This window comes from Mixta mediterraneensis (assembly GCF_030283135.1).
GTDB lineage: Bacteria > Pseudomonadota > Gammaproteobacteria > Enterobacterales > Enterobacteriaceae > Pantoea > Pantoea mediterraneensis.
Genome location: NZ_JASUAZ010000110.1, coordinates 1 through 2,297, shown reverse-complemented (window position 1 = coordinate 2,297; position 2,297 = coordinate 1). Strand labels below are relative to the sequence as shown.

3 protein-coding genes are annotated in these 2,297 nt (G+C 55.7%); 1 reads left to right on the top strand and 2 read right to left on the bottom strand.

Annotation, left to right across the window (positions count from 1 at the left end; genetic code table 11):
- The first annotated feature begins 86 nt into the window (after window positions 1-86).
- Entirely contained in the window at window positions 87-1,310 is a 1,224-nt protein-coding gene (locus tag QRY16_RS21795; protein ID WP_289778036.1) for an IS91 family transposase, read from the top strand.
- A 48-nt stretch (window positions 1,311-1,358) separates the two neighbouring features.
- Here the strand turns inward: QRY16_RS21795 and QRY16_RS21790 are convergent, their stop codons facing one another.
- Both QRY16_RS21790 and QRY16_RS21785 read right to left on the bottom strand, forming a co-directional pair.
- Window positions 1,359-1,751, bottom strand: coding sequence for an antirestriction protein (locus tag QRY16_RS21790; protein ID WP_289778035.1), 393 nt, complete (start codon window positions 1,749-1,751; stop codon window positions 1,359-1,361).
- A gap of 190 nt (window positions 1,752-1,941) precedes the next feature.
- The coding region (locus tag QRY16_RS21785) for a DUF4942 domain-containing protein (RefSeq protein WP_289778034.1) at window positions 1,942-2,297 on the bottom strand (356 nt) is incomplete at its 5' end.

Sequence of the window (2,297 nt, the reverse complement as noted above, 5' to 3'; positions counted from 1 at the left end):
AACGGTAGCACGCCTGCGGCGTGAGCCCGTCTGCTGCGCAGCCGAAGTCCTTTCCACCCTCATCGCCATATTTTATACTGTCTTTCATGTACATACCGCGACCCGCAAAGCTCCTGTTCCAGCACGACGATGGCTGGGATCGCTTCCTTGAGAAGAATGGCCATCAGCTCAGCGATTGGACCAAACTATCTGTCGAGCGCATGCTTGCCTGCGGGACCTGCGCCATGGGCGTTCGCCGCTATTGCTGCAGCTCACCTGACTGTACTCACTCACGCTTTCTCTGCCAGAGCTGCAAATCCAAAGCCTGCAGCAGCTGCGGCCTCAAGGGAACCGAGCAATGGATCGCCGAGCAGCAGCACATCCTGCCCGACTGCGACTGGCAACATATCACCTTCACTATGCCGCATCTGCTATGGCCGTTCTTCAACAACAACTGGCCGCTGCTCAACGACCTGTTTCGCTGCGCCACCCGCGCCATGCTCAGGCACGCGCGCAAGCTGGGCATCGAGGTCGGCATCTTCTGTGCGCTACACACCTACGGCCGCCAGCTCAATCAGCATCCGCACATTCATGTCTCCATCACCCGCGGCGGCCTCGATGTCAAACACGGCGTCTGGCGCGACCTGTTCTTCAAAAAACAGCAGGTAGAAGAAATCTGGCGCGGCGCCGTTATCCGTCTGCTGCGTGCCAGCTACGATCGCGTCAATCCCGGCAAGCTGCCCAACCTCGGCCATATCCGCGATGAGAAGCAGTGGAAACGCTACCTGCAGGCGCAATACCAGCGTCACTGGAAGGTTCACTTCGCCAAAAAGACCCGCGGGGCCTGGCGCAGCGTGAAATACCTCGGCCGTTATCTGAAACGTCCGCCGGTGGCGGCGTCACAACTGCGCCATTACCGCGGCGGTTCGGTGGTGCATCAGTACTACGACCACAACACGCAGCGGCACAAACGCCAGAAACTGAGCCAGGAGGAGATGCTGTGGCGTTACGTCAGCCACATCCCGTCCCGACACTTTAAAATGGTGCGTTACTACGGCTTTCTGGCCAACCGTAAACGCGGCACGCTACTGCCAAAGGTTTACGAAGCGCTGGAGATGACGCCGCGCGAGAAACCGCAGAGGCCGGGTTTTGCTGTGCTGATGAAAGCCTTCCTGGGCACCGACCCCTATCAATGCATCCTGTGCAAGGGCCGGCTGCGTTTTGCCGGCGCCGTGGCAGGTGAACACGCTACAAAAATGCTCTCAGACAGACTGCATCGGATGGCCAAAATGCGATGGCTTCAGACCCCGCTGCTGGATAAGTGCGCCTAAAAATTTAGGTTTAGAGTAAAAACACAGCAAAACCGGCATTTTTACACATTATCTCGTAACAACCCTGACTTCATGCAGCTCTTCCTCGCCACTGTTCATGGTTAGGAGATTCAAAAAAGGTCGATTGAATCTCCTAACCATGAACAGGGTCAGCACGATACCGGTAGCTTCTGCGGACAGTTCCCCTTCGAACCAGTTGCCGCTAACCGATACCGTGAAGCGCTCTGCGCTCAGTGGGTACATGAAGCCGCTACCGCAAGACAGTTCGACGAACTCCCAGGAACCGCCTTGATAATCGGCACAGAGAGTGCGTGCGTGGTTGTAGACACCGGCCTCACCTGTGAGATACCAGGCGCCGAACAGGCGTGGCAGGAAGGCCATGCGGCGATTATTGGGGATAATGCGTGCAGTGATGGCGGGTTGATTCAGTTCATTAGACATTTGCTGTACTCCTGCGCCAGTCGGGGCGCTACCGTCGAAAGACCGGATTGCCTTTCGATGTGATTATTATACGTCTAATGAGCCATATCAATCAAGCAATAAATACATGCCCGGCATGATTTTCTCAGGCCGGGGAATACTTCCTTTCCCTGTTTATATTTCAGGCCGCAAATGCGGCCTGCCGTCTGCATTACACGCGAGGGGGTAACATCCCAGGATAGTGACTGGCAACCAGATTATTGATCTTCTCAACCAGATCCGGGCGTTTAAACGTAATGTGTGCGCTGCCCTTTTTGTAATATCGCACACTGAAGTAATCACACTCGAACACCTTACCGTTGAACTGGTTTTCACTGAAAAAGGCATCCAGTCTGGCACCGTCAGAAACGCGGTAATCAGGCACGTTACGCCCGTCCAGCACGTAGAACGGCCGCGCCAGATCGTCAATTTTGGTGTGCCCGTCTGAGCTGAAGCGCACCCAGCCACTGCGCCAGACATCGAGCAACGGCGCGATAATGATACGCTTGCCAAACATGCAGGGGTTAT

Coding starts and splice junctions, on each gene's coding strand:
- QRY16_RS21795 (WP_289778036.1), top strand. CDS start 87: ATGTACATACCGCGACCCGCAAAGCTCCTGTTCCAGCACGACGATGGC.
- QRY16_RS21790 (WP_289778035.1), bottom strand. CDS start 1,751: ATGTCTAATGAACTGAATCAACCCGCCATCACTGCACGCATTATCCCC.